This is a genomic window from Pseudomonas sp. GZD-209 (assembly GCF_049310485.1).
Lineage (GTDB): Bacteria > Pseudomonadota > Gammaproteobacteria > Pseudomonadales > Pseudomonadaceae > Aquipseudomonas > Aquipseudomonas sichuanensis.
The window spans coordinates 1-16,798 of the sequence record NZ_JBMOWQ010000265.1 but is presented as its reverse complement, the minus strand read 5'-3'; the positions used below and the strand labels follow the sequence as shown (position 1 = coordinate 16,798).

The window sequence follows — 16,798 nt, the reverse complement described above, 5'->3', positions numbered from 1 at the left end:
TGCGGGCCTCTTCGCGGGTAAACCCGCTCCCACAGGGACCGCGCAAACCTGTGGGAGCGGGTTTACCCGCGAAGAGGCCGGCACAGGAAACCTCATGTTCAGAGGGTCTTGTTGGCCCCAGGCCCGATCATCCGCGCCAGCCCCAGGTTCTTCAGCGCCAGCTGCAGCGAGCTGTGGATAACCTGCGGGTTGTCATGGCTCATGGCGTCGACCAGCAGTTCCTTGGCCTTGCTCATGTTGATCTGGCGCAGCATCCATTTCACTTTCGGCAAGTTGGTGGCGTTCATCGACAGGCTGTCGAAGCCCATGGCCATCAACAGGATCGCCGCTGCTGGGTCGCCCGCCATTTCGCCACAGATGCTCACCGGCTTGCCTTCGCCATGGGCGTCGCGCACCACGGTGTTCAAGGCCTGCAGCACGGCCGGGTGCAGGTAGTCGTAGAGGTCGGCGACCCGCGGGTTGTTGCGGTCGACCGCCAACAGGTACTGGGTAAGGTCGTTGGAACCGACCGACAGGAAGTCCACCTGCCGCGCCAGCTCCTTGGTCTGGTACACCGCTGCGGGGATTTCCACCATCACGCCCACCGGCGGCATCGGCACGTCGGTGCCCTCGTCGCGGACTTCGCCCCAGGCCCGGTGAATCAGGTGCAGTGCCTCCTCCAGCTCGTGGATGCCGGAAATCATCGGCAGCAGGATGCGCAGGTTGTTCAGGCCCTCGCTGGCCTTGAGCATGGCGCGGGTCTGCACCAGGAAGATTTCCGGGTGGTCGAGGGTGACACGGATGCCGCGCCAGCCGAGGAACGGGTTCTCTTCCTTGATCGGGAAGTACGACAGCGCTTTGTCGCCACCGATGTCGAGGGTGCGCATGGTCACCGGCAGCGGGTGGAACGCCTGCAGCTGCTCGCGGTAGATCGCCAGTTGCTCCTTCTCGCTGGGGAAGCGCTGGTTGATCATGAACGGCACTTCGGTGCGGTACAGGCCGACACCCTCGGCGCCACGCTGCTGGGCACGCGCCACGTCGGCGAGCAGCCCGGTGTTGACCCACAGCGGCATGCGGTGGCCGTCCGGGGTTATGCACGGCAGCTCGCGCAGGGCGTCGAGCCCCTGGGCCAGCTGGCGCTCCTCCTCGACCACGTCGCGGTACTGCTTGCGCAGCACTTCGCCGGGGTTGGTGTACACCTCGCCCTTGTAGCCGTCGACGATCAGCTCGATGCCGTCGACCTTCGAATACGGCAGGTCGACCAGGCCCATGACCGTGGGGATGCCCATGGCCCGGGCGAGAATCGCCACGTGCGAGTTGCCCGAGCCAAGCACCGAGACCAGGCCGACCAGCTTGCCTTCCGGCACCTCGCCAAGCATGGCGGGGGTCAGCTCTTCGCTGACCAGGATGGTGTTGTCCTGATACACCAGCGACTGCGAACGGGCTTCCTGCAGGTAGGCGAGCAGGCGGCGGCCGAGGTCCTTGACGTCGGAGGCGCGCTCGCGCAGGTAGTCGTCGTCCATCAGTTCGAAGCGGTTGACGTGCTCGCCGACGACCTGGCGCAGCGCACCCTGGGCCCACTGGCCGGTCTTGATGACCTCGGTCACCTCGCCACCGAGGGCGGCGTCCTCGAGCATCATCAGGTAAACGTCGAACAGCGCGCGCTCTTCCGGGCGCAGCTGGGTGGCCAGCTTGGCCGACAGCTTGCGCATGTCTTCGCGCACGCCTTCGAGGGCGTTGTTGAACAGTTTGAGTTCGTTGTCGATGTCTTCGACGGTCTTGTCCGGCACCACTTCCAGATCAGCCGGCGGCAGCATCACCACGGCGCGGCCGACCGCAGCCCCTGGCGAGCCCGGCACTCCGACGAAGCGCGCCTCCTGGATGCCCTTGCCCTGGCGGCCCAGGCCGCGGATCGAGCCGGTGGCCTCGGCATGGGCGATAACCCCGGCGAGCTGGGCGCTCATGGTGACCAGGAAGGCTTCCTCGCCTTCATCGAACTGGCGGCGCTCTTTCTGCTGGATGACCAGCACCCCGACCACGCGGCGGTGGTGGATGATCGGTGCGCCGAGGAAGGAGGCGAATTTTTCTTCGCCGGTCTCGGCGAAGTAGCGGTAGCGGGGGTGGTCGGCGGCGTTTTCCAGGTTCAGCGGCTCTTCCCGGGTGCCGACCAGGCCGACCAGGCCCTCGTTGGGGGCCATGCTGACCTTGCCGATGGAGCGCTTGTTGAGGCCTTCACTGGCCATCAGCACGAAGCGGTTGGTCTCAGGATCGAGCAGGTAGACCGAGCAGACCTGGCTGCCCATGGCTTCCTTGACGCGCAAGACAATGATACCCAACGCCGTCTTGAGATCTTTGGCGGAGTTCACTTCCTGGACGATCTTGCGCAGCGTATTGAGCATGGCTCGGGGTCGGACTCCGTCGTCAGTCGCGCGTCAGCAGGCGCGGGGCTAGCTCTTTCAGGGCGCGTCGGTAGACCTCGCGCTTGAATGTCACCACCTGGCCCAGCGGATACCAGTAGCTGACCCAACGCCAGCCGTCGAATTCCGGTTTGCCAGTCAGGTCCATGCGCACCCGTTGCTCATTGCTCACAAGGCGCAGCAGGAACCACTTTTGCTTCTGGCCGATGCACAGCGGCTGGCTGTGGGTGCGCACCAGGCGCTGCGGTAAACGATAACGCAACCAGCCACGGGTGCAGGCAAGAATTTCCACATCGTCGCGCTCAAGGCCGACTTCTTCATTCAGCTCGCGGTACAGGGCGTCTTCCGGCGTCTCGTCAGGGTTGATGCCACCCTGGGGAAACTGCCAGGCATCCTGGTTGATCCGCCGAGCCCATAGCACCTGCCCGGCATCATTCGTAAGAATGATCCCGACATTGGGGCGAAAACCATCCGGGTCGATCACGGCAGCAACCTCGCAAACGCATGTCGCGGCATTGTTCCACAAAGCTTGCGAGCGCAGCAACGCGCCCGCCAAGCTTATGTGCAGCGAGGTGAAAACTCCGTATTGTGCGGGGCTTCCCGAGGGCTTCTGCGAGACATTCCCATGCGCCTGGCTTTATTCGATCTGGACAATACCCTCCTCGGTGGCGACAGCGACCACGCCTGGGGTGACTACCTGTGCGAACGGGGCATCCTCGACCCGGTCGCGTACAAGGCACGCAACGATGCCTTCTATCAGGACTACCTGCACGGCAGCCTGGACCTTTCGGCCTACCTGGCCTTCTCCATGGAAATCCTTGCCGCTACCGAACCGACACAGCTTGCGCAATGGCACCGCGAGTTCATGCGCGACTGCATCGAACCGATGATCCTGCCCAAGGCCCTGGCGTTGCTGCAGCAGCACCGCGAGGCCGGCGACCAGCTGGTGATCATCACCGCCACCAACCGCTTCGTCACCGCGCCCATCGCCCGCCGCCTGGGCGTGCGCGTGCTGCTGGCGACCGAATGCGAAACGCAGGACGGGCGCTATACCGGGCGCAGTACCGATATACCCTGTTTCCGTGAAGGCAAGGTGACGCGGCTGAACCGCTGGATGCTGGAGAACGGCTTCGACCTGGAAGACAGCTGCTTCTATAGCGATTCGATGAACGACCTGCCGCTATTGGAGCAAGTGACCCATGCAGTGGCGGTGGACCCGGACCCGAAGCTGCGCGCCGAGGCTGAGCGGCGGGGGTGGCCGGTGATTTCGTTGCGCGATTGAGCTCAAAAATGATCGCGGGGCAAGCCCGCTCCCACAGGTGGCGTGCAGGTCTTGAGCCTGTGAGATCCCTGTGGGAGCGGGCTTGCCCCGCGATCGAGTGCAACCGCCATTCAGACCGGTTTGGCGCCCATAAGCCCGGCGATGGACAGGAAGCACACGCCGCTGAACACCGCCAGCGCCAGGGTGAACTTCAACCCCACCACTTCGGCCTTGCGCAGCCGGTTCAAGCGCACCAGCAGCCACCACACTGCAAACGCGCCAACGGTGTAGATGACGCTGGACGCCAGCACCCAGGTCTGCCCCAGCGGCCAACCCACCAGATGCACCAGCCACCAGCCAGTGAACGGCATGCTCACCAGGCACAGGCCCATCAGCAGCCAGACGAACACCAGCGGCCGGCGCAGCAGTTTGGCGTAGGCCTCGGCATCGCCTTTGCGACGGGCGTAGCCGGTCCAGATTGCCAGGCCCAGTGCGCCCAGCAACAGCAGCGCGGTGGCGAGGATGTGCAGGGTCTTGAGGGTGGTCAGGTGTTCCATTTGTCGAGATTCCTTCTGCGGGCCATCCAGCATCGGGGGGGGGGGGGGGGGCCCCCCCCCCCCCCACGAACGAGAAGACGCACCCCCCCCACCAACCTCCCCCCAAACAAAGGCTTGGGAGCCACCCCCCCCCCCCCTCTTGGTGGGGGGGGTTGCTCTCCCCCCGCGATGACGTATTCAGCCCAAGAATAGCCGGTAAGCCGGGTTCTCGGTCTCGTCCCAATACGGGTAGCCAATCTTGGCCAGCGCCGCCGGCACCAGGTGACGCTCGTCTTCCGGCACCTGCAGCCCCGCCACCACGCGGCCATCGGCAGCGCCGTGGTTACGGTAGTGGAACATCGAGATGTTCCAGCGCCCGCCCAGCTTGTTGAGGAAGTTGAACAGTGCGCCCGGCCGCTCGGGGAATTCGAAACGCAGCACGATCTCGTCGCGGGCCCCGGCCGAGTGGCCGCCGACCATGTGGCGGATATGCAGCTTGGCCAGTTCGTTGTCAGTCAGGTCGATGACCGGGAAGCCTTGCTCGGTCAACTGCTGCACCAGTGCCGCACGCGGATCGGTGTCCGGATGGGTCTGCACGCCAACGAAGATGTGCGCCTCGTCCGAGGTGTGCTTGCGGTAGTTGAACTCGGTGATCTGGCGCTTGCCGATGGCCTCGCAGAAGGCCTTGAAGCTGCCCGGGCGCTCGGGGATGGTCACGGCAATGATCGCCTCGCGCTTCTCGCCCAGCTCGGCGCGCTCGGCGACATGGCGCAGGCGGTCGAAATTGACGTTGGCGCCGGAGTCGATGGCCACCAGGGTCTGCCCGGTCACGCCCTTGAGTTCGACGTACTTCTTGATCCCGGCCACGCCCAGTGCGCCGGCAGGTTCGGTGATCGAGCGGGTATCGTCGTAGATATCCTTGATCGCCGCACAGATCTCATCGGTGCTGACGGTAATCACTTCATCCACATGATGGCGGCAGATGTCGAAGGTGTGCTGGCCGATCTGCGCCACCGCCACGCCGTCGGCGAACAGCCCGACCTGCGGCAGCACCACGCGCTCGCCGGCAGCCATGGCGGCCTGCAGGCAGTTGGAATCGTCCGGCTCGACGCCGATCACCTTGATCTCAGGGCGCAGGTACTTCACGTAGGCGGCGATGCCGGCGATCAGGCCGCCGCCGCCGACCGGCACGAAGATCGCGTCCAGCTGGCCCGGGTGCTGGCGCAGGATCTCCATGGCCACCGTGCCTTGGCCGGCGATGGTGTGCGGGTCGTCATAGGGGTGGATATAGACGAAGCCCTTCTCGTCGACCAGCTTCAGCGAATAGGCCAGCGCCTCGGGAAATGAGTCGCCATGCAACACCACTTTGCCGCCGCGCGAGCGCACGCCCTCGATCTTGATCTCCGGGGTGGTCTTGGGCATCACGATGGTGGCCTTGATGCCCAGCTCACGGGCGGCCAGAGCCACGCCCTGGGCGTGGTTGCCGGCCGACGCGGTGACCACGCCGCGGGCCAGTTCCTCCGCGCTCAGCTGCGCCAGCTTGTTGTACGCCCCGCGGATCTTGAACGAGAACACCGGCTGCAGGTCTTCGCGCTTGAGCAGCACCGTGTTGCCCAGGCGCTTGCTCAGCTGGCCGGCGCTGTGCAGCGGGGTTTCGACGGCAACGTCGTAGACGCGCGAGGTGAGGATCTTCTTGACGTACTGTTCGAGCATCGGGAAAGCATCACTGGGCCGCGGGACAAGGCCTGGGAGTCTACCGCAGCGCTACGTCGGGCGACCACAGCAAAGCCGCGCGAGCCGTTATACTAGGCCCCTTTCGATTTCCGCCCAGCCCCTCCCGGAGCCCGCATGACCCAGGACCAACTCAAACAGGCCGTTGCCCAGGCCGCCGTCGACCTCATCCTGCCGAAACTGGATGAAAAGAGCGTCGTCGGTGTCGGCACCGGCTCTACCGCCAACTTCTTCATCGATGCCCTGGCTCAGCACAAGACCGCCTTCGACGGCGCCGTCGCCAGCTCCGAGGCCACCGCGCAGCGCCTGAAGGGCCATGGCATCCCGGTCTATGAGCTGAACAGCGTCAGCGAGCTGGAGTTCTACGTGGATGGCGCCGACGAAAGCGACGCCCACCTCAACCTGATCAAGGGCGGCGGCGCGGCCCTGACCCGCGAGAAGATCGTTGCGGCCGTGGCCAAGACTTTCATCTGCATCGCCGACGCCAGCAAGCTGGTACCGGTACTGGGCGCCTTCCCACTGCCGGTCGAAGTCATCCCCATGGCCCGCAGCCATGTGGCGCGCCAGCTGGTCAAGCTGGGCGGCGACCCGGTGTACCGCGAGGGCGTACTGACCGACAACGGCAACGTCATCCTCGATGTGCACAACCTGCAGATCACCGACCCTGTGGCGCTGGAAAGCCAGATCAACGCCATTGTCGGCGTGGTCACCAACGGCCTGTTCGCGGCGCGCCCGGCGGATGTGCTGTTGCTGGGTACCGCTGAAGGCGTGAAGACGCTCAAGGCCGAGTAAGCAGGTCAGACGCCATCGCGGGGCAAGCCCGCTCCCACGTTTCTGGACTGCCCCCAAGGGTTGGACTGGTGTTCAACTTCTTGGGGGCAGCCCATTTCCGTGGGAGCGGGCTTGCCCCGCGATCTGCTCAGCCCACCCCTTCAGTTGGCCGGCTGCTTGAACACATAGAACAGGTTCGGCTCACTGACCAGATAAAGGGTCCCGGCGTCATCCATCGCGATCCCTTCTGCCTGCGGCACGGTCTGCTGCAAGCCCTGGAAGCCTTTGCGCAATGACATCGTGCTTAGCGGCCTGCCCTTCACGTCCAGTTCCAGCACCAGACGCGACTCGTCCGACAGCGCCAGCAGATGCCCGCTGCGCTCGTCGTACTGCAGGCTCGACAGATCCCTCACGAACAACCGCCGGTCACGCTTGCGGTCCTGTACCACATGCACGGCGTAGGGTTTGTCGGGGTTGTCATGGGGAAAGCCATGCACCTCGTAGATCACCATCGGGTCCCGCTCCTTGGCCACGAACAGGCGCTTGCCTGCCGAGTCATAGGCCAGCCCCTCGAAGCCCTTGTTACCATTGAGGCCGATACCCAGGCTGAGCTGCTCGGCATCGTTGGCATCGAGAAACAGGGTGTCGTCATCCAGGCGCACACGGATCAAGCGCTGCTGGCGCTCATCGGTGATCACATAGGTGCCGGGGCCCACATACTCCACCGCTTCGGGGTCACCGAAGCCGGTCAGTGGAATCCGGCGCAGGATGCGCCCGTCCAGCGACAACTCGATCAGCTCGGACTTGGCATTGGTGACGGTGAACAGGCTCTTGCGGTCGGGATCGTAGGTCAGCGCCGAGATATCGTCGTCCAGCCCGGCGACAGGCTGGGCCTCGAGCACCACCTGGTAACGGTCCAGGCCCATGCTCTGTTGCGCGGGCTGCCACCAGGTCTTGAGGTTGAACCAGCCGCGCTCGAACAGGCGGAACTCGTGCCCTGCCACGCCGGCGAAAAGCAGCAGAACAGAGGCGGTGACAGCAAAAATCAGACGGCGGCTAGGGCGCATGGGGGCAAACTCGGCAAAATGAGCACGAATCTAACCACTACCAACTGAAGCAAAGCTTAATGCCAGCGTAGTGCTCCCCTGAGCGCGCGTCAGTGCTTCTTGAAGCGATAGAACAGGTTGGGCTCGCTGACAAAATACAGGTTGCCCTGCTCGTCCATGGCCACGCCCTCTGCCCGGGGGATACGGTCCTTGAGGCCATTGAAACCGCCGAGCAGGGTCATGAAGCTGACCTGCTCACCCTTTTCATCGAGCTCAAGCAGCATGTTGGAGTCCGCCGACAGCACCAGCAGGTGGCCGGTGCGGGGGTCGACACCCAGCGCGGAGAGGTTGCGCAGGTCGAGTTCGTCACTGGCCAGCGGCTGCTTGTCGCCCTTCAGCGGGCTGCGCCCATCGGTGCTCCAGACGTACAGCTGTGGCGGCCGCTCTTCGCCAATCACCAGGCGCTGGCGCATCGGGTCCCAGACCGCCGCTTCGAAGCCCTTGTTGCCATTGCCTTCATCGCCCAGGTCGTAACTGTGGAAGTCGGCGCGGTTCAGCGACGTGGTGCTGGCGTCCACCTTGACCAGGGTCAGGTCATGGTTGCGCTCGTCGACGATGGCGATCTGGCCATCCTCCAGCACCGCTACGCCTTCCGGGTTCGACCAACCTGCCAGCGGCATCTTGCGCAGCACATCGCCTTCAAGCGTCAACTCGACCAGGAAGGGGTGCTTGCCCATCACCGCGAACAGGGTGCGGGTGTGCGGGCTGTACGCCAGGTCAGAGGCCTCGTCCCGCTCCATGCCCGGTAGCGGTTTGGCGTCGATGTCCACCACATAGTCCGGCAGCCAGATGCTTTCCTGGCGTTCAGCCTGGGTCTCGAAGCGTTCCTTTATCCACAGCAGCCCTCGGTCATCCCAGTGCATGGCCACGGCCAGGCCATAGCCGATCAGCGCCAAGGCAGCGAGCCAGGCCGGCCAGCGCAGCAGCGCGTGACGTTTACGGGAGGGCGGAACAGGAGCGGTGGACGGGATAGCCATTGGCGGGGTCCTGATGATGAGCCGTGATGTCTTCCTTAACGTCGGCAAGTGAACATGAAACTGCGGATTATCCGGATCGTTTGTGAAAAAAACGACAAATGCCATCAGGTGATGGCCACACGACGGCAGCAGGGCTGCCGTCGCGTCTGCGCAGTCAGAGCACGCGGCCTTCGAACCGGCTGACGCCCGGAAGTTCCAGGACCAGCTCGTCACCGACATTGAACGGCCCCACGCCCGCCGGGGTGCCGGTGAGAATCACGTCGCCCGCCTGCAGCGAGAAGTTCGCCGCCATGTGCTGGATCATCGGCACGATCGGGTTGAGCATCAGCGCGCTGTTGCCGTCCTGGCGCACTTCGCCATTGATGGTCAGGCGGATGCCGATGTCGGTGAGGTCCTCGAAGGTACCCGCCGAAACGAACGGCGGCAGTACACAAGCGCCGTCGAAACTCTTGCACAGCTCCCACGGCAGGCCCTTTTCCTTCAACTTGGCCTGCAGGTCGCGCAGGGTCAGGTCCAGCGCCGGGGCGAAGCCGGAAATGGCGTCGAGCACTTCCTCTTCGGTTGGGTGCGGCGACAGCGACTTGCCCAGCAACACGGCGATTTCCGCCTCGTAGTGCACCGAACCGCGCTCGGTAGGGATCTTGAAGCCGCCCTCGAGGGGCACCACGCAACTGCCCGGTTTGATGAACAGTAGCGGCTCGCTGGGGATTGGGTTGTCCAGTTCCTTGGCATGTTCGGCGTAGTTGCGGCCGATGCACACCACCTTGCCCAGCGGGAAGTGGATGCGCGTGCCGTCTACGTACTGGTGCTGGTAACTCATGGCCGACTCCTGTGAACACTGCTTTTTATTCGGGAGCGAAGATCTTACCCGGATTCATGATGCCGTTCGGGTCGAACACCGCCTTGATCGCCTTCATGCAGGCAATTTCATCCGGCGAGCGGCTGTAGCCCAGGTAATCACGCTTGGTCATGCCCACGCCGTGCTCGGCGGAGATCGAGCCGTGGTAGCGCTGGACGATCTCGAACACCCACTTGTTGACCTTGGCGCACGAGGCAAAGAAGTCGTCCTTGCTCATGTGCTCGGGCTTGAGAATGTTCAGGTGCAGGTTGCCGTCGCCGATGTGGCCGTACCAGACCACTTCGTAATCCGGGTAGTGCTCGGCGACGATGGCATCGATATCGCGCAGGAACGCCGGCACCTTCGACACGGTGACCGAGATGTCGTTCTTGTACGGGGTCCAGTGGGAGATGGTCTCGGACAGGTATTCGCGCAGCTTCCACAGGTTCTTCAGCTGCGTCTCGCTCTGGCTCATCACCCCGTCCAGCACCCAGCCCTGCTCGACGCAGTGCTCGAAGGTGGCAAGCGCTTCGTTGGCCACCTGCTCGGTGCTGGCTTCGAACTCCAGCAAGGCATAGAACGGGCAGTCCGTCGCGAAAGGCGCGGGCACATCGCCACGGCCCATGATCTTGGCCAGGCCTTTATCGGAGAAAAACTCGAACGCGGTGAGGTCCAGCTTGCCCTGGAAGGCGTGCAGCACCGGCATGATCGCATCGAAATCCGGCGTGCCCAGCACCATCGCCGTGAGGTTGCGCGGCGCGCGGTCCAGGCGCATGGTTGCCTCGACCACAAAGCCCAGCGTGCCTTCGGCGCCGATGAACAACTGGCGCAGGTCGTAGCCGGTAGCGTTCTTGATCAGGTCTTTATTGAGCTCGAGCAGTTCGCCCTTGCCGGTGACCACCTTCAGCCCGGCGACCCAGTTGCGGGTCATGCCGTAGCGAATGACCTTGATGCCGCCGGCGTTGGTGCCGATATTGCCGCCGATCTGGCTGGAGCCACTGGAGGCGAAATCCACCGGGTAGTAAAGGCCCTGGTCCTCGGCGAACTGCTGCAACTGGCGGGTAATCACACCTGGCTGGCAGACCACGGTGCGGTCGAACTCATTGAAGGCGAGGATCTGGTTCATGTTGTCGAAGGCCACCACCACTTCGCCGTTGGCAGCGACCGCGGCACCCGACAGGCCAGTGCGCCCGCCTGACGGCACCAGGGCGACCTTGTGCCGGTTGGCCCAGGCGACGATGGCCTGCACTTGCTCGGTGGTCTTGGGGAAAACGATGGCGCTCGGCGCGGGCGGGTAATGCTTGGTCCAGTCCTTGCCATAGGCGTCGAGCGAGGCCGGGTCGGTAAGCACCTTGCCTGGGTCGACCAGGGTCATCAGCTCTTCAATTAATGCAGGCTGGGTCATCGCTGGAACCCTCGACTTATTCATAGTCACCCTGAGTACTCTTCACCTGTCGGGATAAGCTCAGATTGAGTCGCGTATGCTAGCATAGCCCTCCCGTTGTTCGTGCTAAGGCCGACGCCGCGCCGCTTCAACCCCCCTCGCCATTTTTCTCCGGGATACAGGTTTACGCAGATGAGCAAGACTTCTCTCGACAAGAGCAAGATCAGGTTCCTTCTTCTTGAAGGCGTCCACCAGAATGCGGTGGATATCCTCAAGGCTGCCGGGTACAGCAACATCGAATACCTCACCGGCTCGCTGCCGGACGCAGAGCTGAAGGAAAAGATCGCCGATGCCCACTTCATTGGCATCCGCTCGCGCACCCAACTGACCGAAGAGGTCTTTGACTGCGCGAAAAAACTGGTCGCGGTCGGCTGTTTCTGCATCGGCACCAACCAGGTCGACCTGGGCGCAGCCCGCGAGCGCGGCATCGCGGTGTTCAACGCACCGTACTCCAACACCCGTTCGGTCGCCGAGCTGGTGCTGGCCGAAGCCATCCTGCTGCTGCGCGGCATCCCTGAGAAGAACGCTTCCTGCCACCGTGGCGGCTGGATCAAGAGCGCGGCCAACTCCTTCGAGATCCGTGGCAAGAAGCTGGGCATCGTCGGCTACGGCTCGATCGGCACCCAGCTGTCGGTACTGGCAGAGAGCCTGGGCATGCAGGTCTACTTCTACGACCCGCTGACCAAGCTGCCGCTGGGTAACGCCACCCAGATCACCAGCCTGAATGAACTGCTGGGCCTGGCCGACATCGTCTCGCTGCACGTTCCCGAGCTGCCATCCACCCAGTGGATGATCGGCGAGAAGGAAATCCGCGCGATGAAGAAGGGTTCGATCCTGATCAACGCCGCCCGTGGCACCGTGGTCGAGCTGGATCACCTGGCCGCCGCGATCAAGGACAAGCACCTGATCGGCGCCGCCATCGACGTGTTCCCGGTCGAGCCGCGCTCCAACGATGAAGAGTTCGAAAGCCCGCTGCGTGGCCTGGACAACGTGATCCTGACCCCGCACATCGGTGGTTCCACCGCCGAAGCCCAGGCCAACATCGGCCTGGAAGTGGCCGAGAAGCTGGTCAAGTACAGCGACAACGGTACTTCCGTGTCGTCGGTCAACTTCCCTGAAGTGGCCCTGCCGGCGCACCCAGGCAAGCACCGCCTGCTGCACATCCACGAGAACATCCCGGGCGTGCTCAGCGAAATCAACAAAGTGTTCGCCGAAAACGGTATCAACATCTCCGGTCAGTTCCTGCAGACCGACGAGAAAGTCGGTTACGTGGTTATCGACGTCGACGCCGAGTACTCGGACCTGGCCCAGGAAAAACTGCAGCACGTCAAAGGCACTATCCGCTCGCGCGTACTGTTCTAAGTTTGCTGGCTGCATGAAAAAGGGAGGCCCAGGTGGCCTCCCTTTTTTATTGGCGATTTGAACTCGATCCTGTGGGAGCGGCTTCAGCCGCGAAACCGGCAACGCGATTGATGGCACCCGCTTTGCGGGTGATCGCGGCTAAAGCCGCTCCTACAGGCCCGGCGCCGGCCTTACTTGACGTTGACGGTAATCTTCTGCGACTCGACGCTCGGCTTGAACGGCACGTGGTACTTGTCGCCCAGCACCAGTTGCAGGGTGTGCTTGCCTGGGGTGAGGGTAATGGTCGCCTCGGTCTGCGCCTTGCCGAAGTGCAGCACCTGCGGGCCGGCCGGCAACGGAGCGTTGTTCTCGGGCATCAGGCTGGTCGGCAGCGGCATGTCGGCCACTGGCGCCTTGTCGACATCCACCAGCAGATGGTGATGGCCGCTGTGCGCGGTCTGGTCACCGGCAGGCTTGAGGGCAATACCCTCGATACCGAACTTGACGGTGAAGGTCTGGTCGACCGTGGCGCCGTCGGCGGGGGAAACGATGAAGACCTTGGCGCCTTCCGGTGGCTGCTCGCTCTTGAGTGCATCCGCGGCACTGGCGAACACCGACGCCCCCATCAGCAGACCGGCAACGGCAGCACGCGAAAATAGGCTTTTCATTCACTTCTCCTGTCATTCACTTCAATTGACCGCTATCACTAAAACCAAGCAAAGCGGTATTCACCATAGTTCATCTGCGCCGGAGAAGGTTCAGAAAAGCGCTACAGAAATAGTTGCAATGGCGTTAAACATTACCCAGGTCCTGGGGTCATAGGCTGCGTTCGACCGGGCGAGGAACAAGCTGCGGCGAATGACATTCACCTGCCATACAAATAAGGGGCTTTCATGCGTTTGACCATTGGCGTACTGCTGGCAGTACTGTTCTGCCCACTGGCCCAGGCCGAACTGATCGACGAAATCAACGACCGCGGCGAACTGCGCATTGCCGTGCTGAGCGACACGCCGCCCTATGTGCTTAAAGAAGACCAGCACCTGACCGGCTTCGAAATCGAGCTGGGCCAGGCCCTGGCCAAAGAGCTGGATGTGCGCGCCGAGTTCGTGGAAGCCACGCCTGAAGATGTTTTGCCAGGTGTCGTCAGCGGCAAGTACGACATTGCCTTCAACAAGCCTCAGCCTGAACTGGACCCGGAACTGGTAACCAGCCAGCCATTCAGTACCCCGCACCTGGTGATCCCCTTCCAGAAAGGCAACCCGGCCTTCGAGAGCGCCGTGAACAATGCCTTGAAGCGGATCGAGAGCGATGGCCGGCTGGCAGCGCTTGAACAGAAATGGCTGCAGAGCCAAGCGCAGAAGTGAGCCCCTGCTGACGCTGGCGCCTACAACAGGCTTGCCAGCGCCCGTTCGGCCTCGCTCAACTCCAGCTCGCTGAACACCTGCACCCCTTCACGCCGCAACAACGCCGTGGTGACGCCCTCGCCCGCTACTTTCACCCCGGTGAAAGTGCCGTCGTAGGTCTGCCGGTTACCGCACGACGGGCTGCCGGACTTGAGCACCGCCACCCGGATGCCATGCCGGCGAACCAGTGCCAGCGCCAATTGCGCCCCGGCCATGAACGCCGCGCTGACATCTTCGCCGCTGGCCGTCAGCACCTGCGCCTGCCCGTCCAGCACCTGGCCACCCTGCCCGCCCGGGATTTCCGCTGCAGGGCGGGGCGTCGGCAGGCCGCCGGCCACTTCCGGACACAGCGGTACTACCCGGCACTCGGCCTGCCAGCGCTGCAGCAGGTCGGGGTGGCCGCTGGCACGCCCGTCGTAGCGCACCGGCTGGCCCAGCAGGCAGGCGCTGACCAGGACTTTCGGCAGCTCAGAACGGGTCATTGCCACGGCGGCGGAACCAGCCCGTCAGCGACAGGCGCTCGCGCCCGGCCGGGAGGACTTCATGGGGAATGGCGCCAGAAAGGAACACCACCAGGCTGCCGGCGATCGGCTGCACGTCATGCTCGACATCGCCGTCGAGGAACATGCGCAGCTGCCCGCCATCGTCCGGCTGCCAGCCTTCATTGAGATAGAACACGGCAGACACGGTACGCCGGTCGTCGTCGCGGAAGCGATCAAGATGGCGGCGGTAGAAGGCCCCCGGCGGGTACAGGGCAAAATGGCACTCGAAATCCTCGAGCCCGAGGAACAACCCCTGGTTGATGGCCTGGCGCAGGCTGTCCATGGCCCCCAGGTAAAGGTCGCAGGCCTCGGATTCACCAGGGTCGATCCACTGGATCTGGTCGCCACGGATCGCCTCGCGCACTTCCTGCGCGGCGCCGCGCCCCACCCCGGCAGGGTTGAGTTCGCCTTCGGCATAACGGCGCCGGCACTCGAGCGCGAGCTGACGCGACAGCCCGTCGGGTAGAAAGAGGGTTTGCTGCGACCAGCCACGGGTGGCCAGGTCGTCGACGATTGCCGACAGCATGGGATGTTCGCAAGGATTGTGCATGGCGCATCATAGCCATTCAGCCTGCCCGCGCACAGCGCCACTTGGTCAGGAAGCGCCCCTGGCGACTCGACAAAGCCCCGCCATGCCAAGGACAATGGCGGCCTGACGACAGGAGTCCTGAATGCGCCGTCTGTTTTCCCTGCTTCTGCTGATGATCTGCACCATGCCTGTCTGGGCAGACAACCTCGATCAGCTGTACAAGGCCGCCGGCTGGCCCGACCAGCGCGCCCATTTCAACGATGCCGTGAGCGCCGCCCAGCAGCGCTACCGCAACAGCTTGCCGCCTGCGGTTTACCAGGCGCTGGTCAACAACAGCAACCAGCGCTTCCAGGCCCAGGCCATGGACCGCCGCGCCCAGGCGCAGTTGCGCAGCACCCTCAAGAACCCGGCACCGGCCCTGGCCTTCTTCCAGTCGCCGCTGGGGCGCAAGGTGGTGGCTGCCGAGCTGCTGGCCACGCGCAAGGACCAATTGGCCAAGAACGCCAAGGGCCTGCCGAAGATCCAGGCCAGCGACAATCGTCAGCTGATCATCGGCCACCTGGCGCAGGCGCTGCCCGCGCGCGAGGCCGGTGCGGAAGTCAGCCTGGCCATCGCCGGGGTGGCCGCCGACAGCCTTAGCTCGATGATCCCCGGCCTGTTCGGTGGCGGTCAGACGCAGAACCTGCTCGACGGCCAACGCCAGCGCCTGATGAACCAGGTCGGCGAAGACCTCGACAACACCCTGTTATATGTCTATCGCGACCTGTCGGACGCCGAGCTGGAACAGTTCTCCACCTTCGCCGAGTCACCGGACGGCCAGGCCTATTACAAAGCGGCGGTAAGCGCGGTGCGCGCCGCCCTCGCCGTGGGCCAGAACGCCAACGACCTGAACTGATTAGCCCAGGCGCTGGCCAATGAAGTCGAAGTAGCGCTGGCGGATGCCCGGCAGCTCGTTGGCCAGGTGGTGCCGGGCCTCGGGCAGCATCAGGATCTGCGGCTCGGCGAACTTGGCCTTGAGCACCTTGAGGTTGTACGGCCAATCCACCGTGGCATCCGCCTCCCCCTGTACGATCAATGGCCGCCGCGCGCTCTGCGGCGCGGCCTCGATGCGCCTTACCCATTTCATCAATGCGCCGACCCAGGCGGTCGGCAGGCGCCGTGGCTGTAGCGGGTCGGCCTCCAGGAACGGCAGGAACGCCGGGTCGTTGGTGTTCTCGCTGAAGCGCCGTTCGATGCCGTTGACGAAGTGGCGCAGCACCCGGTAGCTCAGCTTCGACCAGCCCCAGGCGCGCGGGCGCACCAGCGGTGCCAGCAGGATCACCTCACCGTCGGCCGGGCTCTGCCCGGCGCAATGCAACAGGTGATCGACCACGATCGCACCGCCCGTGCTTTGCCCGCACAGGTGCCAGGGGTGCGGCAGTTCGAGCTGGCGCGCCTGCTCGAACAGCGCATCGAGGGCCTGCTGGTAGAGGGCGAAGTCATCGATGCTGGCCCGCTCGCCGCTGGACAGCCCATGCCCCGGCAGGTCACAGCTGATCACCACATAGCCCTGTGCCAATGCCCACTCGATGACATGCCGGTACAGGCCCATGTGGTCGTAGTAGCCGTGCAGCATGAACAGCGTCGCCACCGGCTGGGCGGGCAGCCAGACCTGGCCGACCAGCTCGAACCCCGCCGCGCAAAAGCCGCCAAGCCAGCTCGGCACGCCCAGGTCCAGGCCGTAGAAGCGCTGGTAGTCGCGGGCTTGAGCGGACAGCGGTTGACGTTCGGCAAGCGGCGCCAGGCTGGCGCGCAACAGGTCGGGCTGGAAAGCGGCAGGCATCGGTACATCCACAACGAGGCAAGTATTGATCTGGGATATTCAGCTTATGGCAGCGCCGTGGCAAGCTGGCGCACGACCCAAGGCCAACTCGTCCCTGTGGG

General features: G+C 64.1%; 17 protein-coding genes. 5 read left to right on the top strand and 12 right to left on the bottom strand.

Annotated elements, in window-relative coordinates; genetic code table 11:
* Nucleotides 1-98: 98 nt before the first annotated feature.
* Together ptsP and ACO6VM_RS25670 are read right to left on the bottom strand one after the other, a co-directional pair.
* Complete coding sequence (gene ptsP, locus ACO6VM_RS25675; RefSeq protein ID WP_110992113.1) at nt 99-2,378, bottom strand: phosphoenolpyruvate--protein phosphotransferase; 2,280 nt, start codon at nt 2,376-2,378, stop codon at nt 99-101.
* Nucleotides 2,379-2,400: 22 nt separating this feature from the next.
* Nucleotides 2,401-2,880: an RNA pyrophosphohydrolase gene (locus ACO6VM_RS25670; protein WP_003249017.1), complete on the bottom strand. Its 480-nt coding sequence runs from the start codon at nt 2,878-2,880 to the stop codon at nt 2,401-2,403.
* Between the two features lie 141 nt (nt 2,881-3,021).
* Here ACO6VM_RS25670 and ACO6VM_RS25665 point away from each other — a divergent pair, with 141 nt between their 5' ends.
* Nucleotides 3,022-3,678 (top strand): HAD family hydrolase, encoded by a 657-nt coding sequence (locus ACO6VM_RS25665; protein ID WP_401055724.1) that lies wholly within the window; start codon nt 3,022-3,024, stop codon nt 3,676-3,678.
* 110 nt (nt 3,679-3,788) lie between these two features.
* Here the strand turns inward: ACO6VM_RS25665 and ACO6VM_RS25660 are convergent, their stop codons facing one another.
* On the bottom strand, nt 3,789-4,214 hold the full coding sequence (locus ACO6VM_RS25660; protein ID WP_232883021.1) for a DUF2269 domain-containing protein: 426 nt from the start codon (nt 4,212-4,214) through the stop codon (nt 3,789-3,791).
* A gap of 177 nt (nt 4,215-4,391) precedes the next feature.
* Nucleotides 4,392-5,906, bottom strand: a complete 1,515-nt coding sequence (gene ilvA / locus ACO6VM_RS25655; protein ID WP_125860966.1) for a threonine ammonia-lyase, biosynthetic — start codon at nt 5,904-5,906, stop codon at nt 4,392-4,394.
* A 135-nt stretch (nt 5,907-6,041) separates the two neighbouring features.
* Between ilvA and rpiA the strand changes: the two genes are divergently transcribed.
* Complete coding sequence (gene rpiA, locus ACO6VM_RS25650) at nt 6,042-6,716, top strand: ribose-5-phosphate isomerase RpiA (protein ID WP_110992109.1); 675 nt, start codon at nt 6,042-6,044, stop codon at nt 6,714-6,716.
* A gap of 140 nt (nt 6,717-6,856) precedes the next feature.
* Here the strand turns inward: rpiA and ACO6VM_RS25645 are convergent, their stop codons facing one another.
* The 4 genes from ACO6VM_RS25645 to ACO6VM_RS25630 all read right to left on the bottom strand — a co-directional run bounded on the left by ACO6VM_RS25645 (nt 6,857) and on the right by ACO6VM_RS25630 (nt 11,021).
* Nucleotides 6,857-7,762, bottom strand: a complete 906-nt coding sequence (locus tag ACO6VM_RS25645) for an SdiA-regulated domain-containing protein (RefSeq protein WP_401055726.1) — start codon at nt 7,760-7,762, stop codon at nt 6,857-6,859.
* 89 nt (nt 7,763-7,851) lie between these two features.
* Complete coding sequence (locus ACO6VM_RS25640) at nt 7,852-8,778, bottom strand: SdiA-regulated domain-containing protein (RefSeq protein WP_422404004.1); 927 nt, start codon at nt 8,776-8,778, stop codon at nt 7,852-7,854.
* A 154-nt stretch (nt 8,779-8,932) separates the two neighbouring features.
* Nucleotides 8,933-9,598, bottom strand: a complete 666-nt coding sequence (locus ACO6VM_RS25635; protein WP_401055730.1) for a fumarylacetoacetate hydrolase family protein — start codon at nt 9,596-9,598, stop codon at nt 8,933-8,935.
* Nucleotides 9,599-9,623: 25 nt separating this feature from the next.
* Entirely contained in the window at nt 9,624-11,021 is a 1,398-nt protein-coding gene (locus tag ACO6VM_RS25630) for an FAD-binding oxidoreductase (RefSeq protein WP_125860972.1), read from the bottom strand.
* Nucleotides 11,022-11,192: 171 nt separating this feature from the next.
* Here ACO6VM_RS25630 and serA point away from each other — a divergent pair, with 171 nt between their 5' ends.
* On the top strand, nt 11,193-12,422 hold the full coding sequence (serA, locus tag ACO6VM_RS25625; protein ID WP_390968144.1) for a phosphoglycerate dehydrogenase: 1,230 nt from the start codon (nt 11,193-11,195) through the stop codon (nt 12,420-12,422).
* 170 nt (nt 12,423-12,592) lie between these two features.
* On the opposite strand, the gene ACO6VM_RS25620 is transcribed toward serA, so the two are convergent.
* A complete protein-coding gene (locus ACO6VM_RS25620) occupies nt 12,593-13,069 on the bottom strand; it encodes a DUF4399 domain-containing protein (protein ID WP_401055732.1) in 477 nt (158 codons plus the stop codon).
* A 225-nt stretch (nt 13,070-13,294) separates the two neighbouring features.
* Between ACO6VM_RS25620 and ACO6VM_RS25615 the strand changes: the two genes are divergently transcribed.
* Nucleotides 13,295-13,765, top strand: a complete 471-nt coding sequence (locus ACO6VM_RS25615; protein ID WP_258643649.1) for a transporter substrate-binding domain-containing protein — start codon at nt 13,295-13,297, stop codon at nt 13,763-13,765.
* A gap of 20 nt (nt 13,766-13,785) precedes the next feature.
* On the opposite strand, the gene ACO6VM_RS25610 is transcribed toward ACO6VM_RS25615, so the two are convergent.
* Together ACO6VM_RS25610 and ACO6VM_RS25605 are read right to left on the bottom strand one after the other, a co-directional pair.
* On the bottom strand, nt 13,786-14,286 hold the full coding sequence (locus ACO6VM_RS25610) for a DUF523 domain-containing protein (protein ID WP_401055734.1): 501 nt from the start codon (nt 14,284-14,286) through the stop codon (nt 13,786-13,788).
* Complete coding sequence (locus ACO6VM_RS25605) at nt 14,273-14,896, bottom strand: 2OG-Fe(II) oxygenase (protein ID WP_401055736.1); 624 nt, start codon at nt 14,894-14,896, stop codon at nt 14,273-14,275. Before ACO6VM_RS25605 ends, ACO6VM_RS25610 begins: the two co-directional genes overlap by 14 nt.
* 121 nt (nt 14,897-15,017) lie before the next feature.
* Here ACO6VM_RS25605 and ACO6VM_RS25600 point away from each other — a divergent pair, with 121 nt between their 5' ends.
* On the top strand, nt 15,018-15,770 hold the full coding sequence (locus ACO6VM_RS25600; protein ID WP_401055738.1) for a DUF2059 domain-containing protein: 753 nt from the start codon (nt 15,018-15,020) through the stop codon (nt 15,768-15,770).
* On the opposite strand, the gene ACO6VM_RS25595 is transcribed toward ACO6VM_RS25600, so the two are convergent.
* A complete protein-coding gene (locus ACO6VM_RS25595) occupies nt 15,771-16,697 on the bottom strand; it encodes an alpha/beta hydrolase (protein WP_401055740.1) in 927 nt (308 codons plus the stop codon). It abuts the gene before it with no gap.
* Between the last annotated feature and the right edge of the window lie 101 nt (nt 16,698-16,798).